Genomic DNA, 2,678 nt, shown 5'->3' with positions numbered 1-2,678 from the left:
GCGTTTTTACTGATATTTCTATTATTTTCAAAACGTTGGGAAAAATATTTATCAATCGGTAAAAGTATGAAGAAGATCTGGTTATCACCTCCGCACATGTCGGGAAATGAATTGAAGTATATCCATGCAGCTCCAGCCTGTGTTCAAGGATTATCCTTTTTACGGGAATGGTACTTCCTTAAGATTGTTTAATAAAGGATTATCCCTGCCATCGGGCTCCAGCCTTACCTGGGAAGATAAAGAAAGAATCATTGGGGTTATGCATAGGTTACTGGACCAACGATAAGGCCATTTTGTTATTTATGGAACGGACAAAAAACATTCAACTGCATCTTAATCTGCTCGTATTGGTGATGCTTTCCTTTATTCTGAGGATGGGTCTGCCTCAACTGAAATTTTTATTTATACCTTTATTTCTATATTTCACATTTTATGTGCTTTATGAAATGTTTACCCATAAAACCATACCCGGGATAAAACATTTTCTTTTTTTTAATGGTATTTACCTGTTATTGTTGGGTATTTACCTCAGTGCATTGATCTATAAAACCGGTTTCCTGTTACCGGTAAAGGAATTCATTTCAGGAACCATCCTTTTGATCCTTTTTTATTATATTTATTTCTACCTCATTTCGGTCAATATTCCATTTTACCGTTTTAAAAAGCTGTTTGTTCAGCAGTTGATAGTTATCACTTTCATTGTTGCAGTGGCTGGGCTGGTAAAATTAATCTTCTCGGTTTTGGGAAGGTTTTTTCCGTTTTCTCCCGAACTTGCACAGAACGCATTGACTTCTTCTGTTACTGCAGATTACAATTTTTTCTCCCTTACGCTCATTTTTGGTATACTGACCATACTATATCAATTATATGTAAGGGAAAAAATAAGCAGCAGGGCATTAATCGCCTACCATCTTGTAATGGGGTTGTTTTCTTTTATTATACTTACTTCCCAGTCCAGGAGAAGTTTTATGGTTCTTTTGGTCATTCTGACATTGATTTTTTTGGGAAGGATGATTGTATGGATTTATTCTGAAGTAAAGTTCGCAAAATTCTTTAAAAGGAATGACGGTTATTTGCTTTTAATGGCATTTCTATGCATTATGGGTTATGCCCTGATGTTTTTTACTTCGGATCATTTGAAAACGCAGGTTGTAGAGGATAGCAGAATTTACAAATCGGATTTCCGGATTGAATTGACCAATGCAGTTAATCGATATGCCAGGGTTTTGGGAATTGGTTTTCAGCAAAAGGATTTGTATGAAATATTATGGAATCAGGATGCGCGGCCCCAGGGAGCATTCAGAAAAAAGATAAAACAATGGATTGACAAAGGGTTTCTGGATTCAACCCATAGTTCCCATACTTTTTATCATAGTGATTTTAACAAAGCCACCGCATCAGGGGGTGATTATCAGGATTTGCCGGAACACCATTGGGAAAACTCAGTGGGTAAGGGTGCCCCGGGAAAATTTTTTACAATCAGTGAATTGGATTATTCCTTGTCCAATAATGAAAGGGATTCTGTAACCGTAAGTTCCTCAGAAAACTTACATTCTGGAATTACAGCACAAGTAACAGATACTAATGATTCCGGGAAGGAAGTTGGCCGGAAAGGGCGATGGAAATATGCATTCCGGTTGTTTTCCGGTTATTCTTTATCCGGTAAGCTATTTGGTAATGGTTTTTCCTATTTAAGCCGGTTTGGGGAAAAGTTCAACGGTTCTTCTCATACTTACGAATATCCTCACAATCCTTTGATTTCCGCATTATTGTATTCAGGCATTGTAGGGGCCGGTATATATGTGTTTTTTCTGGTATATACATTTGTGCTTTACATCAGAAATTTCCATGCTTTACAATATTTTCTCTTGTTGTTTCTGATTACTGCATCGTATATTTTCATAAGCGGTAACAGTCATTTCAGTGTGCCGGCCTTTGTTTTTTTGAGTTTATTTCCCTGGTTTTACACGAGTCTGAATACCAAAATGGAAGTATGACGCGCATTTGTCACATGACTTCGGCTCATCCTGTTAAAGATGTGCGCATCTTTTATAAGGAGTGCCAGGCTTTGCGGGAGATGGGGCTGGAGGTTTATCTGCTTGCGAAGAGTGAGCAATCCTCTACCATAGGGGGTATCCATCTTGTCGGTTTACATCCTTTCAAAAACAGGTTGACACGTATTTTACTGTACCCCTGGATAATACTTTATAAGGCTTATCAGGTCAAGGCAGAAGTATATCATTTTCATGATCCCGAATTGCTTTTTATAGGAATTTTACTGAAGCTGACGGGGAAAAAGGTGATTTATGATGCCCATGAAAACGTACCCCTTCAGGTGACGGGAAAGTTTTACCTGATAGAACCCTTTCGCTGGCTGATGGCAAAAACGGTTAAGATTTTCGAGGAAATGGGAGTCGGGGTATTTGACGGCACTGTTGTAGCTACTGAAAGCATTCAGCACAGGTTTCCTCAAAGATATTTGTATAAAATAGAGGTAGTAAGAAATTTTGTTGATCCTGATGAGATTAAGCCCTTGCCTTTTTCACAGAAATTGAAAACATTATGTTATGTTGGGGGAATTACCCATAACCGGGGAGTAGATATTCTTGTAAAAAGTATTGAGGGCACCGGTTGGACATTGCATCTGGCGGGTAAAGTTTATAATGAGCGATATTTAA

The 2,678-nt window shown here is 38.1% G+C and carries 3 protein-coding genes; all 3 read left to right on the top strand.

Features of this window, described 5'->3' with window-relative positions; genetic code table 11:
- Positions 1–192: hypothetical protein (locus KGY70_20535; GenBank protein MBS3777593.1), on the top strand; the 192-nt coding region annotated here is incomplete at its 5' end.
- A 110-nt stretch (positions 193–302) separates the two neighbouring features.
- On the top strand, positions 303–1,997 hold the full coding sequence (locus KGY70_20530) for a hypothetical protein (protein ID MBS3777592.1): 1,695 nt from the start codon (positions 303–305) through the stop codon (positions 1,995–1,997).
- Positions 1,994–2,678, top strand: a 685-nt coding sequence (locus KGY70_20525; protein MBS3777591.1) for a glycosyltransferase, incomplete at its 3' end; no start/stop codon positions are given. The genes KGY70_20530 and KGY70_20525, both read left to right, overlap by 4 nt.

Source organism: Bacteroidales bacterium, assembly GCA_018334875.1.
Lineage (GTDB): Bacteria > Bacteroidota > Bacteroidia > Bacteroidales > UBA12077 > JAGXLC01.
The sequence above is the reverse complement of the archived record's forward strand: the minus strand, read 5'-3'. Positions and strand labels throughout refer to the sequence as shown.

Excerpts from the sequence above, each read along its gene's own strand:
- KGY70_20530 (MBS3777592.1), top strand. The coding sequence starts at position 303 with ATGGAACGGACAAAAAACATTCAACTGCATCTTAATCTGCTCGTATTG.